Annotated in this window: 19 protein-coding genes; 12 read left to right on the top strand and 7 right to left on the bottom strand. The window is 74.9% G+C overall.

From position 1 onward, the window contains the following. Genes ACWPWV_RS15740 through ACWPWV_RS15730 form a run of 3 tightly spaced genes read right to left on the bottom strand, consistent with a single transcriptional unit; the run spans nt 1 to nt 5,551 of the window. Entirely contained in the window at nt 1–2,499 is a 2,499-nt protein-coding gene (locus tag ACWPWV_RS15740) for a GNAT family N-acetyltransferase (protein ID WP_454043883.1), read from the bottom strand. Continuing rightward, nucleotides 2,496–3,959 carry a lysine N(6)-hydroxylase/L-ornithine N(5)-oxygenase family protein gene (locus ACWPWV_RS15735; RefSeq protein ID WP_454043882.1) on the bottom strand — a complete coding sequence of 488 codons (1,464 nt, stop codon included), beginning with the start codon at nt 3,957–3,959 and terminating at the stop codon, nt 2,496–2,498. Before ACWPWV_RS15735 ends, ACWPWV_RS15740 begins: the two co-directional genes overlap by 4 nt. Then, nucleotides 3,956–5,551: a pyridoxal phosphate-dependent decarboxylase family protein gene (locus ACWPWV_RS15730; protein WP_454043881.1), complete on the bottom strand. Its 1,596-nt coding sequence runs from the start codon at nt 5,549–5,551 to the stop codon at nt 3,956–3,958. The genes ACWPWV_RS15735 and ACWPWV_RS15730 overlap by 4 nt, the downstream gene beginning before the upstream one ends. A 215-nt stretch (nt 5,552–5,766) precedes the next feature. On the opposite strand from ACWPWV_RS15730, the gene ACWPWV_RS15725 reads away from it, so the two are divergent. The 4 genes from ACWPWV_RS15725 to ACWPWV_RS15710 all read left to right on the top strand — a co-directional run bounded on the left by ACWPWV_RS15725 (nt 5,767) and on the right by ACWPWV_RS15710 (nt 11,055). Next, on the top strand, nt 5,767–7,443 hold the full coding sequence (locus ACWPWV_RS15725) for an FAD-dependent oxidoreductase (protein WP_454043880.1): 1,677 nt from the start codon (nt 5,767–5,769) through the stop codon (nt 7,441–7,443). Nucleotides 7,444–7,458: 15 nt separating this feature from the next. After that, a complete protein-coding gene (locus ACWPWV_RS15720; protein WP_454043879.1) occupies nt 7,459–8,976 on the top strand; it encodes an ATP-binding protein in 1,518 nt (505 codons plus the stop codon). A 258-nt stretch (nt 8,977–9,234) separates the two neighbouring features. Then, nucleotides 9,235–9,708, top strand: coding sequence for an HNH endonuclease (locus ACWPWV_RS15715; protein ID WP_454043878.1), 474 nt, complete (start codon nt 9,235–9,237; stop codon nt 9,706–9,708). 207 nt (nt 9,709–9,915) lie between these two features. Next, nucleotides 9,916–11,055: an endonuclease/exonuclease/phosphatase family protein gene (locus ACWPWV_RS15710; protein ID WP_454043877.1), complete on the top strand. Its 1,140-nt coding sequence runs from the start codon at nt 9,916–9,918 to the stop codon at nt 11,053–11,055. A 55-nt stretch (nt 11,056–11,110) separates the two neighbouring features. Here ACWPWV_RS15710 and ACWPWV_RS15705 read toward each other — a convergent pair whose 3' ends face one another. Further along, entirely contained in the window at nt 11,111–12,169 is a 1,059-nt protein-coding gene (locus ACWPWV_RS15705) for a TIGR00341 family protein (protein WP_454043876.1), read from the bottom strand. A 229-nt stretch (nt 12,170–12,398) separates the two neighbouring features. On the opposite strand from ACWPWV_RS15705, the gene ACWPWV_RS15700 reads away from it, so the two are divergent. Further along, nucleotides 12,399–12,743 carry a DUF6221 family protein gene (locus ACWPWV_RS15700; protein WP_454043875.1) on the top strand — a complete coding sequence of 115 codons (345 nt, stop codon included), beginning with the start codon at nt 12,399–12,401 and terminating at the stop codon, nt 12,741–12,743. A gap of 53 nt (nt 12,744–12,796) precedes the next feature. On the opposite strand, the gene ACWPWV_RS15695 is transcribed toward ACWPWV_RS15700, so the two are convergent. The 3 genes from ACWPWV_RS15695 to ACWPWV_RS15685 all read right to left on the bottom strand — a co-directional run bounded on the left by ACWPWV_RS15695 (nt 12,797) and on the right by ACWPWV_RS15685 (nt 14,662). Further along, the gene (locus ACWPWV_RS15695; RefSeq protein ID WP_454043874.1) at nt 12,797–13,834 is read right to left on the bottom strand and encodes an alpha/beta hydrolase; all 1,038 of its coding nucleotides are present in this window, start codon (nt 13,832–13,834) and stop codon (nt 12,797–12,799) included. A 101-nt stretch (nt 13,835–13,935) separates the two neighbouring features. Beyond that, nucleotides 13,936–14,307 carry a DUF5655 domain-containing protein gene (locus tag ACWPWV_RS15690; RefSeq protein ID WP_454043873.1) on the bottom strand — a complete coding sequence of 124 codons (372 nt, stop codon included), beginning with the start codon at nt 14,305–14,307 and terminating at the stop codon, nt 13,936–13,938. Nucleotides 14,308–14,380: 73 nt separating this feature from the next. Beyond that, nucleotides 14,381–14,662, bottom strand: coding sequence for a cytochrome b/b6 domain-containing protein (locus tag ACWPWV_RS15685; RefSeq protein WP_454043872.1), 282 nt, complete (start codon nt 14,660–14,662; stop codon nt 14,381–14,383). Nucleotides 14,663–14,695: 33 nt separating this feature from the next. Here ACWPWV_RS15685 and ACWPWV_RS15680 point away from each other — a divergent pair, with 33 nt between their 5' ends. The 7 genes from ACWPWV_RS15680 to ACWPWV_RS15650 all read left to right on the top strand — a co-directional run bounded on the left by ACWPWV_RS15680 (nt 14,696) and on the right by ACWPWV_RS15650 (nt 19,714). Continuing rightward, nucleotides 14,696–14,890, top strand: a complete 195-nt coding sequence (locus tag ACWPWV_RS15680; protein WP_454043871.1) for a hypothetical protein — start codon at nt 14,696–14,698, stop codon at nt 14,888–14,890. A 186-nt stretch (nt 14,891–15,076) separates the two neighbouring features. Next, the gene (locus tag ACWPWV_RS15675) at nt 15,077–15,463 is read left to right on the top strand and encodes a DUF1905 domain-containing protein (protein ID WP_454043870.1); all 387 of its coding nucleotides are present in this window, start codon (nt 15,077–15,079) and stop codon (nt 15,461–15,463) included. 9 nt (nt 15,464–15,472) lie between these two features. Continuing rightward, entirely contained in the window at nt 15,473–15,997 is a 525-nt protein-coding gene (locus tag ACWPWV_RS15670) for a hypothetical protein (RefSeq protein WP_454043869.1), read from the top strand. A gap of 505 nt (nt 15,998–16,502) precedes the next feature. Then, nucleotides 16,503–16,706: a cold-shock protein gene (locus ACWPWV_RS15665; RefSeq protein ID WP_251151039.1), complete on the top strand. Its 204-nt coding sequence runs from the start codon at nt 16,503–16,505 to the stop codon at nt 16,704–16,706. A 160-nt stretch (nt 16,707–16,866) separates the two neighbouring features. Further along, complete coding sequence (locus ACWPWV_RS15660) at nt 16,867–17,373, top strand: VOC family protein (RefSeq protein ID WP_454043868.1); 507 nt, start codon at nt 16,867–16,869, stop codon at nt 17,371–17,373. A gap of 19 nt (nt 17,374–17,392) precedes the next feature. After that, nucleotides 17,393–18,229, top strand: a complete 837-nt coding sequence (locus tag ACWPWV_RS15655; protein WP_454043867.1) for a MerR family transcriptional regulator — start codon at nt 17,393–17,395, stop codon at nt 18,227–18,229. Nucleotides 18,230–18,364: 135 nt separating this feature from the next. Continuing rightward, on the top strand, nt 18,365–19,714 hold the full coding sequence (locus ACWPWV_RS15650; RefSeq protein WP_454043866.1) for a M12 family metallopeptidase: 1,350 nt from the start codon (nt 18,365–18,367) through the stop codon (nt 19,712–19,714). The last annotated feature ends 10 nt before the right edge of the window (nt 19,715–19,724 follow it).

Below are 19,724 nucleotides of genomic sequence, written 5' to 3'. Positions count from 1 at the left end.
TCAGCGGCCTCGCGCGGCGGGGTTGGCGAGCGTGCCCGCGTACAGCAGCGACGCGGACTGGTCGGCGAGGTCGACCATCTGCAGGGTGTTGCGCAGCTGGAGCCGGTTGAGGCACGAGTGCGCGAACCGCTGGGCGCGCAGGTCCACGCCCGTCTCCAGGTCGGGGTGGTCGGCGCGGTGGTCGTCGAGGCACTCGGCGACCAGGGCCCAGAACCGGTCCTCGCCCAGCACCCCGTCGCCGGCGAGGATCGCGGCGAGGTGGCGCAGCACGCCGTCGAACACGTCGGTGAAGATCGCGAGCGCCTTCTCCGCGTCGTCGACGACGGCGCGCACGCGCTCGACGCCGGGCGGCAGGGCGCGCTCGCCGAGCACGGCGACCTCCTCGCCGATGTCCTTCATGACGGCGCGCACCACGACGTGGTCGCGCAGCACGAGGACGAGGTTCTCCCCGTGCGGCATGAAAGCGAGGTCGTGCGCGAGGAGGGCGTGCGCGAGCGGGCGCAGGTACGCGCGCAGGTACGACCGGACCCAGGCGGCCGGGTCGACGCCCGACGCGCGGACGAGGGCGGTGGCGTACGCGGCGCCGTCGGCGTCGCGGTGCAGCAGCGACGCCATGGTCGCGAGGCGCTCGCCTGGCGCGACGCGCGGCACCGGGCTCTCGCGCCACAGCGCGGCGAGCATCTTGCGGTGCGCCGAGGGCGTCGCGGTGCGGTGGTACACGTCTCCGGTGTACCCGACGGACGCGAGCTCGCGCAGCACCGAGAACCCGCTGCCGCCGAGCTCGGGGTCGCCCGCGACGAGGTCGGCGACCCAGTCGTTGATCGCGGGCGTCGCGCGCATGTAGGCGGGCGACAGGCCGCGCAGGAAGCCCATGTTCTGGATCGCGAGCGCGACCTTGACGTAGTGCCGTTCGGGCCTGGTGGTGTTGAACAGCGTGCGGATCGACTGCTGCGGCTGGTACTCGTCCGCGCCGAGGCCGACGGGCACGAGGTCGCCGCGCGCGACGTCGGCCGCGAACGTGATGGGCACGCGGTGCTCCCACTGCCACGGGTGCACCGGCAGGTACAGGTAGTCGGCCGGGTCGAGGCCCCGGGCGGCGAGGCGCTCCGCGAAGGCCGCGCGCTCGTCGGCGGTCAGCTCCGCGCCGTAGTGCGTCGCCTCGTCGAGCCCGGCGCCGAGCGCGAGGTGGGTGTGCGCGCGGCGCGCCGCGAGCCACACGAGGCGCACGCGACCGGCGTTCTCCGGGGCGTAGGCGCGGTACTCGGCGAGCCCGAAGCCGATGCGCCCGTTGTTCGCGACGAACGCCGGGTGCCCCTCCGTCATCGCCGCCTCGACGTCCTGGAAGGACGCGCCCAGCAGGTCCGCCGCGCTCGGTCCGCCGGCGGACCGCGCGCGCTCGAGCTTCGCCGTGGCGCTCGCGAGCGTGGAGGAGACCTCCTCGAGGTAGGTGGCGAGCAGGGCGTCGGGGATGCGCAGCGCGGGCTGGAGCTCGACGACCAGGTCGAGCACGTCGACCGGCGCGTCGGTCGGGGAGGCGTCCCGCCCGTCGTCCAGCACGGTGCGGCGCAGCGACGGCTCGTCGACCACCCAGTGCTCGAGCGCGTACCGCCGCGCGGTGAAGCGGTACTCGACCGTGCCGTCGCGGACCTGGAGCACGTACTGCCCGGGTCCGTCCGGCGTGACCGGCTCGACGAGGGTGCGCGGCGCGAGGAGCCGCTCGTGGGTCAGCTCGGCGATCGTCTTGGCGACGAGGTGACGGTGCGCCCGGTCGGCCAGGTCCGGCCGCAGGTGCGGCGCGGGGTCGACGCCGTCGCCGAGCGGGCTCGCGTCGAGGTCGGCGCGCGTGGCCACCGCGAGGTGCGCGCGCTTGCCGGGCAGGTCGACCTCGCGCAGCACGCGGAAGCCGGCGGCGGCGTTCTTCGCGGCGACCGCCGCGTTGCGCACGTCCGGCTCGACCACGACGCGGCGCGCGCCCCGCCCGTCCGGCGCGAGGCAGAACCGCACGACGGCGCCCATGACCGCGGACGTCAGCCCGTGCCGCACCGCCGCCGAGGCCGGCGGCGCGACGAGCAGGTGCATCCCGACGTCGCCCGGCTCGAGCAGCTCGACGGCCTCCGGCACGCCGGCGAGCGTCACGCGCGCCGGGTCGTACGTCTCGACGAGGAACGTGGGCGCGCCGTCCACGTGGCCGAGCCACGCGTCCTGGTGCGGGTCCGCGGCGACACCGGCGAGGTACTCGCGCACCCCGTCGACGTCCAGGTGGCCGAGCTGCCAGAACGCGGACCGCGGGTCGGCGAGCCAGCCCTGCACGAGCGCGGCGTCGCGCGCGGGGTCGACGGGATCGACGCGCACGTCCGCGCGACCCTCGCCGCAGCGCACCCGCACGGCGAAGGAGGCGACGGGCGCCACGCCCGTCGTCACGTCCGTCGTCGGGTCCGTGACCGTCCCGATGGCCGTCCCGGTGCTGGTCCCGGTCGTCGTCTCGGCCGTCGTGGTCATCGGGCCCCCTCCTTCGCGGTGGCCGTCCCGTCGACGGACGCGCCCGGTGGCGTCGTGACGGGGCGGGTGTGCTCGTCGTCGGGCAGGCCGAACTGCTGGAACGCGATGCGCTCCTCGACCGGGTAGACCTCGCGGCCGGTGACGGTGCGCAGCACGACGGAGTTGCGCCACGCCGCGAAGCCCAGGTCCGGCGCCGTGATCCCGTGCGTGTGCTCCTCGCCGTTGAGCACGTGCACGCGCCGCGCGGCGTCGACCGTGTAGTCGCGCGCCACGTCCAGACGGCCGAGCTCGTCGAACCGCAGCAGGTGGCGCACGGGGTCGAGGAACGCGGGGACGGTGGCGGCGTACCCCGTGGCGACGACGAGCGCCCGCGTCCGGCGCTCGACCTCGCGACCGAGCTGGGCGTGGCGCAGGCGCAGGACGTACTCCCCCGGGCCGTCCGTAGCGGACCCGAGCCCCGGGCCGGCCCCGTCGGCCGGCTCGTAGCGCGCGGCGACGACCTCGGTGTCGGTGAGCAGGGTCGTCGGGACCGGCCGGTCGAGGCTCAGGCGGTAGAGCGCGTCGTAGATGTCGTCGACCAGGTCGCCGCTGATCCCCTTGTACAGCCCGCGCTGCTCGCGCCCGAGGAGCTGGCGCAGCTCCAGCGGCAGGGCGTGGAAGTGGTCGGTGTACTCGGGCGACGTCATCTCGAGCGTCAGCTTCGTGTACTCCATGGGGAAGAAGCGCGGCGAGCGCGTCACCCAGTCGAGCCGGTAGCCGCCTGCGCGGCCGTCACCGTGGACGCCGTCGAGCAGGTCGCGGTAGACCTCCGCCGCCGACTGCCCGCTGCCCACGACCGTGACGGACCCGCTCGCGGCGAGCGCGTCGCGGTGCTGCACGTACTGCGCGCTGTGCACGAGCGGCCCGGCCCCCGGGTGCTCGCCCGCGGCGACCTCGTCGGCGAGCGTGCGGAGCGCGGGCGGCAGCACGGGGCTCGTGCCGACGCCCAGGACGAGGTGGCGACCGCGGTGCTCCTCGGAGGCGGTGACGCCACCGTCCGGGCCCAGGACCTCGGCCCGCACGACGAACGCGTCGGACGCCTCGTCGCGCGCGACGGCCACGACCCGCCGGCCCCACCGCAGCGACGGCAGCCGCTGCGCGACCCAGCGGCAGTACGCGTCGTACTCGGCGCGCAGCGGGTAGAAGGACTCCCGGATGTAGAACGGGTACAGCCGCCCGGTCGCCTTGAGGTACGCGAGGAACGAGTACGGCGACGTCGGGTCGGCCATCGTCACGAGGTCCGCGAGGAACGGGACCTGGATCGTCGCACCGTCGATCATCATGCCGGGGTGCCAGCGGAACTCCGGTGCCTGATCGAGGAACACGGCGTCGACGTCGTCCAGCGGCGCGGACAGCGCGGCGAGGCCCAGGTTGAACGGGCCGATCCCGACGCCGACGACGTCGTGCACGACGGCGGTCACCGGACCACCGCCGGGGCGTCGTCCGCGAGCAGCTCGTCGGTGTCGACGAGCGCCTGGGCGGTCGTGCGCACGAGGTCGAGCACGCGGCGCACGTCGTCGAGCGTGACGTCGGGGTTGAGGAGCGTGAGCTTGAGGCACGGCACGCCGTCGAGCACGGTCTTGGCGACGAGCGCACGACCCGACTCGAACAGCACGCGGCGCACGAGCGGCACGAGCCGGTCCGCGTGCTCGCGCGCCAGCCCCGCCGGCTCGTAGCGGAACAGGACCGTGGACAGGTCGGTGCGCGCGACGACCCGCAGGTCCGGGTCGTCCGCGAGGTCGGCGTGCACCGCGGCGGCGAGGTCGCACACCGCGTCGACCATGCGCCCGATCCCCTCGGCGCCGAGCGCCCGCAGCGTCGCCCAGAGCTTCAGCGCGTCGAACCGCCGGGTCGTCTGCAACGACTTGTCGACCTGGTTCGGCTCGGCGTTCTCGAGCGGGTTGAGGTAGTCGGCGTGATGCGCGACGCGCGCGAGGTCGGCCGGGTCGCGCACGAGCAGCGCGCTCGCGGACACCGGCTGGAAGAACGCCTTGTGGTAGTCGACCGTCACCGAGCGCGACCGCTCGATCCCGTCCAGGAGGTGGCGCCGCGTCGGGGAGACGAGCAGCCCGCACCCGTACGCGGCGTCGACGTGCAACCACGCGTCCGCCGCGTCGCACGCGTCGGCGACCGCCGCCAGCGGGTCGACGCAGCCCCGGTCGGTCGTGCCGGCGGTGGCCACGACGGCCATGACGACGTCGCCCGCCGCCAGCACGCGCGCGAGCGCCCCCGCGAGCGCCGCGGGGTCGACGCGTCCGTCGGCCCCGGCGGGCACCGTGACCACGGCGTCCTCCGCGAGGCCGAGCAGGAACGCCGAGCGCGCGACGCTGAAGTGGCTGGAGGTGCTCGTCAGGACGCGCAGCCGCGGGAGCACGGCGGAGCGGGCGGCGCCGCGGCGCCGCTCGCGCTCGACCGCGTGCTCGCGCGCGAGGAAGAGCGCCTGCAGGTTGGACTGGGTGCCGCCCGAGGTGAAGACGCCGTCGCCCGCCGCGTACCCGACGCGCTGCGCCGTCCACTCCACGAGGCGACGCTCCATGAGCGTCGCGACGGTCGACTGGTCGTAGGTGTCGACGGACGTGTTGACCGCCGCGAGCATCGCCTCCGCCCCGACGGCGGGCAGCACGACCGGGCAGTTGAGGTGCGCGGCGTACGCGGGGTCGTGGAACCACACGGCGTGCGTCGCGTAGAGGTCCGCGGTCTCGCGCAGCGCGGCGTCCGTGCCGACGCCCGGCGCGTCGAGGTCCACGGCGTCGACCAGCGCCGCGAGCTGGGCCCGCGACGCGCCGGACCAGGGCTGCGTCACGGCGGCGACGCGCGCCGCGACGTCGTCGACGACGGCGTGCAGCGTGGTCGCGTACGCGCCCGCGCTCGCCGTCGTGAGCAGGGACGAGGCGGCGGGGTCGCGCGACGGCGACGCGGCGCGAGCCGGGGTCTCGGAGGTCGCGACGGGCGCGACCGGCGCGACCGGCGCGACCGGCGCGACCGGCGCGACGAGGGGTCGTGCTGAGGGCATGACGAAGCTCCTCGGGACAGGGAGGAAAGGACCGGGCGCACGACGCGCACCGGGACGCTCTGAGGTTTGGCTTGCCTAACCTAGCGCACGGCGCGAGGGCGTCAAGTGTGGTCTGCGCCACGCTCCCCGCGTGGGCGCCGACGCCCAGCCGTGGACGTCCGCCGGCCCCGGGGAGAAGATGTCTGGGCCCGCACCGGGCCCTTCGAGGAGGACGCGTGGAACCGACCGCAGCGCCGTCACGACCCGCCATCGTCACCGTCGACGACGACCCCGGCGTCTCGCGCGCCGTCGCGCGCGACCTGCGCCGACGCTACGGCGACCGGTACCGGGTGGTGCGCGCCGAGTCGGGCGCCGACACGCTCGCCGCGCTGCGCGAGCTCGCCCTGCGCGGGGAGGACGTCGCCGTCATCCTCGCAGACCACCGCATGCCGCAGATGACCGGGGTGGAGCTCCTCGAGCAGGCGATGGACCTGTTCCCGGCCGCGCGGCGCGTCCTGCTCACCGCGTACGCCGACACGGACGCCGCGATCGAGGCGATCAACGTCGTCGACCTGGACTACTACCTCCTCAAGCCGTGGGACCCGCCCGAGGAGAAGCTCTACCCCGTCGTGGACGCCCAGCTCGAGGCGTGGCAGCGCACCGACCGTCGCCGTCCCGCCGAGGCCGTGGTGGTCGGGCACCGCTGGTCCGCGCGCTCGTCCCAGGTGCGCGAGTTCCTGGCGCGCAACCGCGTGCCCTACCGCTGGTACGCGTCCGACTCGGAGCAGGGCGCGCGGCTGCTGACCGCCGCCCAGGCGGACGCCTCGTCCCTGCCCCTCGTCGTCACGCCCGACGGCGAGGCGCTCGTCGCGCCCGACGACGCGACGCTCGCCGAGCGGGTCGGGCTCGCGACCACGCCGACCGAGGAGTTCTACGACCTCGTCGTCGTGGGCGGCGGACCGGCAGGGCTCAGCGCCGCGCTGTACGGAGCGTCGGAAGGGCTGCGCACGGTGCTCGTCGAGCGCACCGCCACGGGCGGCCAGGCCGGGCAGAGCTCGCGCATCGACAACTACCTCGGGTTCCCGGACGGCATCTCCGGCGCGCAGCTCGCCGACCGCGCGCGGCGCCAGGCGGTGCGGTTCGGGGCGGAGATCGTCACGACGCGCGACGCGATCGAGCTCGACGTCGCCGGCTCCGCGCGCAGCGTCCGCTTCCCCGACGGCACGTCGATCGACGCGCACACCGTCGTCCTCGCGTCGGGGGTGTCCTACCGGCTGCTCGACGGCCCCGGGCTCGGCGACCTCGTCGGGCGCGGCGTGTACTACGGGTCGGCGCTCACCGAGGCGGCCGCGTGCCACGACCAGGAGGTGTACGTCGTGGGCGGCGCCAACTCCGCGGGCCAGGCGGCGCTGTACCTCGCGCGGGAGGCGAAGCAGGTCACGCTCGTCGTGCGCGGCGACACCCTGTCGCGGTCCATGTCGGCGTACCTCGTCGAGCAGGTCGAGGCCCACCCGCGCCTGCGGGTCCTCACCCGCACCGAGGTCGTCGCGGCCGTCGGCGACGACCACCTGGAGCACCTCGAGCTGCGCGACGTGGACACCGGCGCGACGAGCCGCGTCGACTGCGGGTGGGCGTTCGTCTTCATCGGCGCCGCCCCGCGCACCGACTGGCTCGACGGCGTGGTCGCGCGCGACGCGCGCGGGTACGTCCTCGCCGGCCCCGACCTGCCGCACGACGGGACCCTGCCCGCCGGCTGGCCGCTGGAGCGCCCGCCCTACCACCTCGAGACGTCCGTCCCGGGCGTCTTCGCCGCCGGCGACGTGCGCGCCGAGTCCGCCAAGCGGGTCGCGTCCGCCGTGGGCGAGGGCGCGATGGCCGTCATGCTCGTGCACCGCTACCTCGAACAGCTCTGACCACCGGAGGACGCCATGACCGGCAGCACGCAGGACGGCACGCAGGAGGTGCCGGGGACCGCGGAGAGCACGAGCGGGTGGCTGCCGTGCGACGTCGACGAGCTGCGCTCGACGTTCCTCTTCGAGCACCTCACCGACGACCAGCTGGCGTGGTTGTGCCGCACGGGCCACGTGGAGCACGCGGAACCCGGCTGGCTGTGCCGCGAGGGCGACCCCGCCGAGCGGTTCTTCGTCCTGCTCGACGGCGGCGTCGCGCTGTTCCGGCGTGTCGGGAGCGACGACGTCGAGATCAACCGCACGCGCCAGGTCGGCGTCTACATGGGGGCGTGGAACGCCTACCTCGGCGACCGCCTCCCCCAGACCTACCTGCACAGCGTGCGCGTGCTCGAGCCGTCGCGGTTCTTCGTGCTCGCCGCGCCCGACTTCGCGAAGCTCATGACCGAGTGGTTCCCCATGGCGGTGCACCTGCTCGAGGGCGTGTTCTGGGGCACGCGCGACGCGCAGCAGCTCGTCGGTCAGCGCGAGCGCCTCCTCGCGCTCGGCTCCCTCTCGGCCGGCCTCACGCACGAGCTGAACAACCCGGCCGCCGCGGCCGTGCGCGCGACCGGCACGCTGCGCGAGCGCGTGGGCGCGATGCGCCACAAGCTCGCGCTCATCGCCGACGGGCCCTACGACCGCGCGACGCTCGCGGTCCTCATCCGCCTCCAGGAGGAGGCGCTCGAGCGGTACACCGCCGCGCGCGACGCGGACGTCGTCGGCGCGCTGGAGACCTCCGACCTGGAGGACCGGCTCACGGACTGGCTCGACGACCACGGCCTGCCGGAGGGCTGGCGCGTCGCGCCGGCCCTCGTGCAGGCGGGGATCGACGAGGCCTGGCTCGACCGGGCCGCCGGACGCATCGACGCCGGCGCCCTGACCGGCGCCGTGAGCTGGCTCGCGTACACCATCGAGACCGAGCAGCTCATGGCCGAGATCGAGGACGCGACCGTGCGCATCTCCTCGCTCGTCGGGGCCGCGCGCCAGTACTCCCAGCTCGACCGCGCCCCGTTCCGCCCCGTCGACCTGCACGAGCTGATCGACTCCACGCTCGTCATGCTCGACCGGGCGCTCGCCGGGATCGACGTCGTGCGCCGCTACGACCCGGCGCTGCCCGCCGTGCCGGTGTTCGCCGCCGAGCTCAACCAGGTCTGGACGAACCTCGTGGAGAACGCCGCGCAGGCGATGGGCGCGTCGGCCGACGGCCGGACGCAGGGCGAGGGCACGCTCACCGTGACGACGCGCCGCACCGACGACACGGCCGAGGTCGAGATCGCCGACACCGGCTCGGGGATCCCCGAGGACGTCCTGCCCCGCATCTTCGAGCCGTTCTTCACGACCAAGCCCGTCGGCCAGGGCACCGGGCTCGGCCTCGACATCTCGTGGCGCATCGTCGTGAACAAGCACCACGGCGACCTGTCGGTCACGTCCCGGCCGGGCGACACCCGGTTCGTCGTGCGCCTCCCGCTCGTCCCGCCGGCGGGGCCCGCGGCATGACGGGCGGTCGTAAACCGTGGACGTGGGGCCCTGGCGGGCATAGCCTGCTTTTCGTCCGGTCGAACCCGCCCGGACGCTCGACCGTGACGACCGACGAGAGGCAGGAGGACCGCATGGCGTACCCGTGGTCCACCGACCTGTCCCGAAGGGCGCTCCTCAGGTAGACGACGTCCGTCGTCCACCTGCTGAGCCGTCCCGGGGCACCGTTCTGGGGCGGCTCTCGTCGTCCCGGCCAGGAACGACGACAGGAGCGCGACCATGAGCGAGGTGGTCATCTACAACCTCGGCGGCAGCCAGGTGATCGGCCGCGTCTCGCTGCGGCACGCCATCCGCATGCTGCACCGGCGCGTCGCCGAGGTCCTGGAGGCGGTCGAGGGCGAGACGTTCGGCCCGTACCAGCGGCCGCGGTCCGTCGAGCTCGTCCGCTACGTCCACGCGCGGTGGGTGTACGACCGGCAGGGCCGCGTCCCGTACTCGCGCGCCGCCCTGCTGCGCCGCGACCGGTACCGGTGCGCCTACTGCGGCGGCACGGCGACGACGATGGACCACGTCGTGCCGCGCTGCCAGGGCGGGACGACGACGTGGCTCAACGCCGTCGCGGCGTGCGAGCCGTGCAACGCGGTCAAGGGCGGACGGACGCCCGACGAGGCGGGGATGCGGCTCCTGAGACCCGCTTTCGAGCCGACGTTCCGCGACATCTACCCGACGGCACCGGCGCCGCGCGCACGGTAGGTCGTCGGGACGCGAGCGGCTCGGTCGGTGGCGGTGACACCGGCCGAGCCTTGGCGCGACCCGGCCGAACCGCTCCCGACCCGCCGGTCCCCCGAGGACCGGACGTCCGGACCCCGCACGTCGCCCCTCTCCCCTGGTAGGGCGCCGACCGTTCCGACGCCCGTCGGGTCCCCGGCTCTGCGTCGGGGCGACGTGAGGGAGGCCGCCATGCCGGTCCGGGTCGGGGCGTACAACGTCGAGAACCTGTTCGAGCGGCCGCGCGCGATGCACGGCCCGATGGACGCCGGCGGCAACGAGGTCCTCGCGGCCCACGCCCGCGTCAACGCGCTGCTCGGCCTGGAGGTCTACACCGACGACGTCCGGGCCGAGGTCCTGCGGCACCTCGAGACGCTGGGCCTGCTCCGGTCCGACGCCGCGGAGTTCGCCGTCCTGCGCCAGGTCCGCGGCCGCCTCCTGCGCCGCACCGGCTCGCTGTCAGCCGGCACGGCGCGCACCGAGGTCGTCGCGACGGGGCGGGGCGACTGGATCGGGTGGGTCGACCTCGTCAAGGAGCGCGTGGACGAGCTCGCCACGGCGCACGCGGCGCGCGTCATCGCGGACGTCGACGCCGACGTCCTCGCCGTCGTGGAGGCGGAGAGCCGCGTCGCCCTCAAGCACTTCACGGACGCGGGCGTCGTCACCCGGACCGGCAGGCCGCTCTACCCCCACGTCATGCTCATCGACGGCAACGACGACCGCGGGATCGACGTCGGGCTCCTCACGACGCGCCGCCTCGGCATCGGCGGCATCCGGTCCCACGTCGACGACCGCGACTCGAGCGGGCGCGTCGTGTTCGGGCGCGACTGCCCCGAGTACGTCGTGCAGCTCCCGTCGGGCGCGACGATCACCGTCCTGGTCAACCACTTCAAGTCCAAGGGCTACGGCGTGCAGGCGGACAGCGACGCGACCCGGCGGCGGCAGGCCCGCCACGTGGCCGAGATCTACCGGCGGCTGCGCGCGAGCGGTCAGGAGAACGTCGTCGTCGCGGGCGACCTCAACGACACCCCCGACAGCGCCCCGCTGCGGCCGCTGCTCGACGGCACGGACCTGCGCGACGTCGCCGAGCACCCGGCGTTCGTCGGCGACGACCGGCCCGGGACCTACGGCAACGGCACCGCGAGCCAGAAGATCGACTACGTGCTGCTCTCCCCCGCGCTGTTCGAGCGCACGGTCGGCGGCTCGGTCTTCCGCCAGGGCGTCTGGGGCGGACGCAACGGCACGCTGTTCCCCCACTACGACACGATGACGTCCCCGGTGCACGCGGCGTCCGACCACGCGGCGCTCTACGCCGACCTCGACGTCGCCTGACCGCGCTCCGGCCCCCGGGGCACGTCCGCGCCGCGCGCGTCGCCGACCGACGCCGTCAGCCGTCCTCCTCGACCCGCTCGCCGACGGTGTGGACGACCACGACCTCGGGCTGCCACGGGACGAGCGTGTCGACGTCGGCCTGGAGCGTGTCGACCGGCGGGAGGTCGTTCGGCGTCCGCACGGCGACGACGAGGTCCTGCCCCTGCCACGTGACGCCCTCGACGACCGCTGCGGGGTCGTCGGCCAGCCAGTCCTGCGCGGCGGCCCGGGTCTGGCCCGCCCACAGCTCGGCGAGCGCGGCCTGCACCGTGTTCGCGACCATCGGGACGGCGACCACCACGAGCGCGACGCCCGCGACCACGTAGGCGCGGCGCACGCGTCGTGGGCCGTGGACGGCAGCCCGCTCCTCGGACGCCTCGGACGCGTACCCGGCACCCGTGAAGACGACGGTCGCGGCGATGACGAGAGCGACCGCGTTCGACGTGAAGAGCAGCAGCGCGCCCGCGGCGAGCGACGGCGCGCCGGCGCCGAGGCACACGCCGACGACGCCGAGCGGCGGGACGAGGGAGATGGCGATGGCGATGCCGGGCAGCACGTCGCCGAGATCGCGGCGCGCGAGCGCGATGGCGCCCGCGAACCCGGTCGCGAACGCCGCGACGAGCTCCGGCAGGCCGGGCGACGTCCGCCCGGTCACCTGGGAGTTCGCCAGGACGTGCGCGGTGTCCGGGAGCACCAGCGCCACGAGCCAGCCCAGCACGACGACGGTCGCGAGCCCGAGGACGACCGTCAGCGCGGAGCGTGCGACGAGCCGGCCCTTCGCCGTGACGATCCCGAGCCCGACGCCGAGGATCGGGGTCGACAGCGGCGCGATGATCATGGCGCCGATGACGGTCGCCGTGGAGTCGGTGACCACGCCGGCGACCGCGATGACGCCCGACAGGACGAGCATCACCCAGAACGCCGACGTCTTGGCCCGCGCGTCGCCCGCGTCGAGGTCGAGCCGGTCGGCGAGCTCGTCGAGCGGGCGTCGCTGCCCGGGCGGCACGAGCGCGCCCAGGAACGACGTCCGCCGCGCGGGGGCGGGTACCTGGTCGGGGACGGCCTTCGACGTCATGCTGCCTCCCTGGTGCGGGCCCGTCCGCCGGGCTCCCCGGCGGATCCGTGCCCGCCCCGACGACAGTATGGACCGGCTCCTGCGGCGGGCCCCGTACCGGCGCGCGACCCGGACGACGTGGCGTCTCGCCGAGCGCGCCGGGTGGCGCGTCGCGCGGCACGAGCCGCTCGGGTGGGCGTGGAGGTGGTCGAGCTCGTCACCACGGGCGCGCAGACGGGACACTGGTCCCATGACGCCCACCGAGTTCGTGCTCGCCAGGATCGCCGAGGACGAGGACGCCGCACGCGCCGCCGGGCCGGACGACGGCGGGGGCGACGCGACCGGGGCCGACGCGCACCGCGCCCGGTGGAGCCCGGCGCGGGTGCTGGCCGAGTGCGCGGCGAAGCACCGGATCGTCGAGCTCGCGCACGAGGCCACCGGCTACGACATGACGGTCGACCTCGAGCGGTCCAGCAGCGCCCGCGTGCAGAGCGGGGTCTCGTTCGTCGGCGACCGGATCCTCGAGGAGCTCGCCACGGCCTACGCCGACCACCCGGACTACGACGACGCCTGGCGGCCCGACCGGCAGCCCTGACCGGGCTGCCGCCGCGACCCGCCGCCGCCGGACCAGGACCCGCACACCTCGCGCTACGGCGCGGACGCCACCCGGTCGAGGGCCTCGATGCTCGCCGCGACGATCTGCGCCTGGGCGTCGGCCCGGCTGGTGCCGGGGACGCCGTCGCCCGGCTGCTCCCCGTAGTCGGCGAAGAACGCGTGGACGCCGCCGGGCACCTCGACGAAGCGGGCGTCCGACGGCAGGTCGGCGCGCGACGCCTCGATCCTCTCCGGGGTCGAGAGCCCGTCCCGGGATCCCCAGACCGACGTGACCGGCAGGTCCGCCGCGCTGAGGTCACCGCTCGGGTACGAGCCGTGCAGCAGCAGCCCGTCGACCGCGTCCGCGCGGCCCCCCGCGAACGACGACGCCACGACGCCCCCGAGCGAGTGCCCTCCGACGGCCCACCGGTCGACGCCGGCGAACGCGTCCATCGCCGCCGCCGACTGCACGGGTGACGTGAACGCGATGCCGAGAGGCACCTTGAGCGAGACCACCAGGTACCCGGCCTCCGCGAGCGGGCGCAGGACCGCCGCGGTCGCGCGGGCGTCGACGCGAGCGCCGGGCGAGTAGACGAGGCCCGTCGTCGGGTCGGCGTCGCGCGGCACGAACGCGTACCACCCCGCCTCGTCGCGGACCTCGACGGCGCCGTCGCTCTCGAGCGCCGCGAGCGCCGGCGCCGTCGCGACGAAGGGCCGCAGCCACACCACGGCCGCCGCGAGGACGACGAGGCCCGCGAACCCGAGCCCGGCGGCCGTCGCGCGCACGACCCGACGCCCCCGCCCGTGGTCGTGACGACGCCCGGTCGTGCCGGTCCGCGCCGCGGCGACCGTCGCGACGCCGAGGGCGACGCCCGCGACGGCGCTCAGCACGAGCAGCGCGGCGAGCGACCAGTGCTGGTGCGCGACGGCGTCGCCGGTCGTCGCCACGACCCGTCCCGGTGCGGCGACCAGCGCGACCGCGAGGGCGAGACGCAGGGCCGTGCGCACCCGCGCGGCCCGAGGTCTCCTCGGGATGGCCACCGGGTCGGCCGCGTGGCCGTCGTGGTCGTCGTCCTGCGCTGCCCGGGTCATCCGTTCCTCCCTCGGCCCGACGACGGCTGGCCGAGGGGCCCGGTCACGCTAGCAGCCGCCGCGCACCAGCCCGGCCCTGCCGGGGCGTGTGGCACGGCGCCTCAGCCCGCGTGCGCGTAGGCCTCGGCGAGCCAGGAGCGCACGTCGTCGTCGACGTCCGCGGCGTCGCGCAGCTCCACGTGGTGCATCCACACCGTCGGCGACGGGTGCGACACCTCCGTGAGCCGGTCCGAGTCGACGCGGCGCGGCAGCGGGATCGACAGCACCGCCGCGACGTCCGGGCGGACGTACCGGCCCGGGCGCCACACGTAGGCGAAGCCGCGGCGACGGCGGAACGCCACCTGGCTCGTCGAGACCTGCACCTCGGACGGCCCGATCTCGTCGACGGCGTCCGCGACGACCTCGAACAGCGCGAACCCGTCCGGCGCACCGTCGAAGAAGGTGCCGACCTCGTGCGCGCCCCCGTGCCCCATGCCTCCACGCTAGGTCGGCGCACGGACCCCTGCCGCTCGGGGTCACGGCGCCGCGCACCGGTCGAGCCTCGGGTCAGAGCATCCGCCGCAGCAGCCGGTCCCGGTCGACGAGCTGGTGCTTGAGCACGAGCGCGAGGTGGAGCGCGAGAGCCGCGAAGAACACGACGTGGCTCGCGACGTGCAGCCACAGCAGGTCGTCGTCGACGAGCAGCAGCGTGATCCCCGTGGCGGGCATGACGAGCAGCGTCGCGTACAGCGCCACCTCCGTCGCGTGCGCGAGGCGGCGCTCGCCCGGGCCGAGACCGGGCGCCCAGGGCGGGAGCGGTGTCAACCTCCGCCACACCAGGCGGACCACGGTGACGAGGAGGATCGTCAGGCCGAGCGCGACGTGCGCGGCGAGCAGCCCGTCGGGCTCGCCGTCGAGCAGGGACCCGAGCCCGCCGTCGTCCGCCCCGTCGTCGCCCCCGCGACCGCGCCCACGGCCCGGTCCCTCCCCGCGGCCCCTCCCACGCCCCTGTCCCCCGCCCTCGTCGTCGAGCAGGTACCCGACGACGAGCCTGCGCGCCGAGCGCCGCGACGGTGACCCAGTGCAGGGTCTTGGTCACGACGCCGTACCCGTCCGCGTCGTTGCGCATCCTCACCCCGGCATCATCGCGCGTCCGGTGCGCCGGTGGGCGCCCGACGCGGTGCGCACGGCGCCGATGAGTTCCGGCGTCGCACCGGGTCGTGAGGGCGACACGTCCCTGCAACCCCCGACCCGGAGGCCCCCATGCCGTTCGAGCCCGTCGTCCTCGACCACACGTTCACCGCGCCCGTCGGCGTGGACGTCAAGGGCGACACCTGGCCCTGCGTCGAGGTGCCCGGCGCGAAGGAGCTCTTCGGCACCGGTCGGTCCGTGCGCGTCGACGCGAGCGTCGACGGCGTCGCGCTGTCGAACGTGGGACTCATGCCCACGGGGAGCGGAGGTCTCATGCTGTCGCTGAGCGCGAAGGTCCGCGCCAGGCTCGGCAAGGACGTCGGCGACACGGTCACCGTCCACCTCGAGCGCCGGTTGGTTGAGCCCGTCGTCCTCGCCGGCCACGTCCGGGTGCGGGCGTGTCGGGGGCCACACACCGGACCCCGCACCCCGGACCGGGACGACCCGGCGGCAGACTAGGCTCGTCGGGTGGCTACCTTCTCCGCCGTGACCCGCCAGCACATCCTCTCCGCGATCGCCGAGTGCGACGACCGCGGCACCGAGAACTTCCTCGGCGTCTACGGGTTCACGCCGTCGGTCCGCGAGACGCTCGACCACGAGGGCCGGACGTACGACTCGAAGGCGATCCTCGGCGTCGCGCACAAGCACGCGACCGGCCGGACAGCGACGGCCGAAGAGCTCGACGGCAGCAGGATCGACGCGACGACGATCCTGCGCAAGCACGGCTTCGGCTTCGAGGCGTACGGCCCGGTGGCCCACCACCCCGTCCCCGGGCGGTGGGGCGGTCGGCGGCGGCTGTCGCAGACGCCCGTCGCCGGAGGGGTCATGAAGCCCGGCGGGCAGATGGGTGCCGGCCTCTCCGGTTCCGCGGCGCGGCGCGGACCCGGAGAGGCCGGCACCCATCTGCCCGACGTGCTTCATGACCCTTCCGGCGACGGGCGTCTGCGACAGCTGCGGCTGACCGTCCCACCGCCCGGGGACGGGTTGGTGTAGCCTGGGGATCGCGCTCGGGTCACGGGACCGCCATGGAGACATGGATCCCGCGACGTCCTTCGATCCTCAGCTCCGACGCGAGGACGTGCGCGCAGGGCAGCAGAGGCTGCCTCCGACGATCTCCGCCCACACCGCGCGCGGAGCGAGAGCAGAGAACATCACCACCTCCACCCTTGAACATCCCACGACCGCTGCTGCGGCCGTGGGCCCCTCCCGACCACAGCCCGTGCTGCGCCGGGTCGACGACGACCTCTGGGTCGCGACGTCCGACGGCGAGTACGCCGGCATGGTCACGCGGCTCGACCGCGGGTTCCAGGTCCACGACCGCTACACGCGGCCGACGACCGTGGTCACCGCGCTCGAGCAGGCGACCTCACACCTCGCGGCACCGACCGCGAGCCCGGCCGGGTCCTCCCGACCCCGCCCCCACACCCGTCAGCGCCCTCAGGGGCGTGACAAGCGGACCCACGTTCGTGGGACGCACGTTTCAACGAGAGAAGACATCATGGCTACTGGCACCGTGAAGTGGTTCAACGCCGAGAAGGGCTTCGGCTTCATCGCCCCCTCGGACGGCACCGCCGACGTGTTCGCCCACTACAGCGAGATCGCGGCCACCGGCTTCCGCTCGCTCGAGGAGAACCAGAGCGTCTCCTTCGACGTCACCCAGGGCCCCAAGGGCCCCCAGGCGACGAACATCCAGCCTCTGTGACGTGAGGGTCCTCGCCGCCCACGGCGGCGGGGGTCCGACCAGCGAAGGGCCGCGCAGCGCGCGGCCCTTCTGCGTCCCCGCCGACGTCACCGACCACGGCCCCGCATCCCCGTCCCAGGGCACTTGACCCTGACGCGACGTCAGGGTCGACGGTGGACGCATGACCGACACCTACCCTGCCTTCGACATCAGCCCCGTGCCCGAGCCGTCCGAGGACGCCACGGCCCCGGAGCACTTCCGCGGCATCTACGGGATGCCCATGTTCGTCACCGTGCCCACGGCCGACCTCGCCGCGTCGGTCGACCTGTGGACCCGTGGCCTCGGCTTCTTCGAGCTGTTCGCCGTGCCGGGGCAGATCGTGCACCTGCGCCGCTGGGCGTTCCAGGACGTCCTGCTCGTCCCGGGCACGCCGCCCGCCGAGACGCCGGCGCTCACCGTGAGCTTCTCGTGCGTGCTGAGCGAGGTCGACACGATCGTCGCCGCGTGCGAGCGGCTGGCGCCCGGTTCCGTGACCGGGCCGCGCGCGATGCCGTGGAACTCGGTGGAGATCGAGGTCCGCACCCCCGAGAACGCCCGCGTCGTCATGACGGCGGCGAGGCCGTTCCGGCCCGGCAGCGACGAGGCACGCTTCCTGCGGGACATCGGGATCGAGGCGCCGACGACGTGATCCCTGCGACACTCGGAGCATGACCTCGGGCACCGCGGCGCACGACCGACTCGACCACCCCGGCCGCGGACCCGGTGACCGCACCGTCGGGGAGACGGCGGCGCTCGTCGGCGTCACCGTCCGCGCGCTCCACCACTGGGACGCGATCGGCCTCGCCCGCCCGTCCGCGCGGACGTCCGCCGGGTACCGGCTGTACACCGCGTCGGACGTCGCGCGCCTGCGGCGCGTCGTCGCCTACCGCGAGCTCGGGATCGCGCTCGAGGTCGTCCCCCGCCTGCTCGACGCCCCGGCGGACGACGCCGTCGCCGCGCTGCGGCGCGAGCGTGCCCTGCTCGACGACCGCATCGCGTCGATGGAACGGACGGCGGCCGCGCTCGACCGGCTCGTCGAGGCGCGCGAGCGGGGTCTCCTGCTCACCCCGGTCGAGCAGGTGGCGATCTTCGGCGAGAGCTGGCAGCCGTCGTGGCCCGGCGAGGCGCGCGAGCGCTGGGGCGAGACCGCGCAGTGGGCGCAGCACGCCGAGCGCTCGGCCGAGCGCACGCCCGACGACTGGCGCCGGATCGCCGCCGAGGTCTCCGCCCTCGAGGACGACCTGTCCGCCGCGTGCCGCGCCGGCGTCGCGGCGGGCAGCACGAGGGCGGACGCGCTCGCCGAGCGGCACCGCGCGTCGATCGGCGCGTACTTCGACTGCACCCTCGCGATGCACGTGTGCCTCGGCCGCACGTACACCGACGACCCCGGCTTCCGCGCGCACTACGACGCGCTCGCGCCGGGGCTCGCCGGCTGGCTCCGCGCCGCCGTCGAGGCCAACGCCCGCGCGCAGGGGGTCGACCCGGACTCGGCCACCTGGGGCTGAACGAGGCCCTGCGCCGGGTCCGCCCGCGGGCGCCCGCATCATCGGTGCACCCGGGGCCCTCCCTCCTTCCGGGAGCATCGTGCCCCTGGCCGCGCCGAGGACGGACTCGTCGCGGCGCTCCGGAGGGAGACGGTCATGGTCGAGAAGAAGGCCCCGTCAGGCGGACGGTCGGGCACCGCGAAGAACCGGCGCGCGACGCCGGGCAGATCACCGGGCGTCGGCGAGCACCTGTCGTGCGAGCAGGCCGCCGGACCGGTCGGTGGCACCGCGCTCATCGACGGCTACGGGTTCGCGTCCATGCCGGTCGTGTGGGCGGAGGTCGACGGGCTCGCGATCGTCGAGGGCGACATCGTCATCGGCACGGTCGAGGAGGCCGTGGCGCGCGACGTCACGACCCTCACCTCCGACGAGGACACCGACGTCGCGCACGCCGTCGGGATCAGCGGCGCGCAGTTCCGGTGGCCGAACGGCGTCGTGCCTTTCGAGATCGACGGCGGGCTCGCCAACCCGTCGCGCGTGCACAACGCGATCGCGCACTGGCACGCGAGGACACCGCTGCGGCTCGTCCCGCGCAACGGCGAGGCCGACTTCGTGCGGTTCGTCGGGGGCGGGGGCTGCAGCTCGGCCGTCGGACGCCGCAGCGGACGGCAGGACATCACGCTCGGCCCGGGATGCACGGTGGGCAACACGATCCACGAGATCGGCCACGCCGTCGGCCTGTGGCACGAGCAGTCGCGCGAGGACCGCGACGCCTTCGTCCAGATCAACTTCGCGAACATCGAGGACGGCAAGGCGCACAACTTCAACCAGCACATCAGCGACGGCGACGACCTGGGCGGCTACGACTTCGGGTCGATCATGCACTACCCGACGACGGCGTTCTCCAAGAACGGCCAGCCGACGATCGTCCCGATCGGCGCCGTGCCGGCCGGGACCGTCATCGGGCAGCGCGACGGCCTCTCCCCGGGCGACCTCAGGGGCCTGCGGCTCATGTACCCGGGGCTGTCGTGGCCGAAGCCGGTCTTCAAGGACGTCATCAAGGAGCCGGTCGGCGACGTCGGCGAGATCGCGACGATCAAGGAACCGCTCAAGGACGTCAAGGAGCCGTTCAAGGAGATCGTCAAGGAGCCGCGCGACGAGGTGGTCAAGCCGCTGCGCGACGTGCTCAAGCCCGTGCGCGACCCCGGTCCGACCATCCGGGAGGTGGTCGAGCCCATCCGTCCGGAGCTTCCCGTCGTCAACCCGGCGATCAACCCGGTGCTGGGGCGCTCGCTCCCGTTCGTCCTCGGGCGCGACAGCGACTTCGTGAGCCGCTACCAGGCGGCGGTCGCGCAGCAGTCGGGCGTGGCCCAGGACGCGGGCGCGGGCACGACGTCGGCGGCCGACCTCGCGGTCGTGCTCGCCGAGGTCGTCACCGCGCTCGACGCCGTCCGCGCCTCGGTCGCGGCCCTGGCCGAGCAGGCCGCGGCCGAGGCCGGGCTCTGAGGGGGCGGAC

Source organism: Cellulosimicrobium sp. Marseille-Q8652 (genome assembly GCF_965112045.1).
This window is presented reverse-complemented; position numbering and strand designations above follow the sequence as displayed.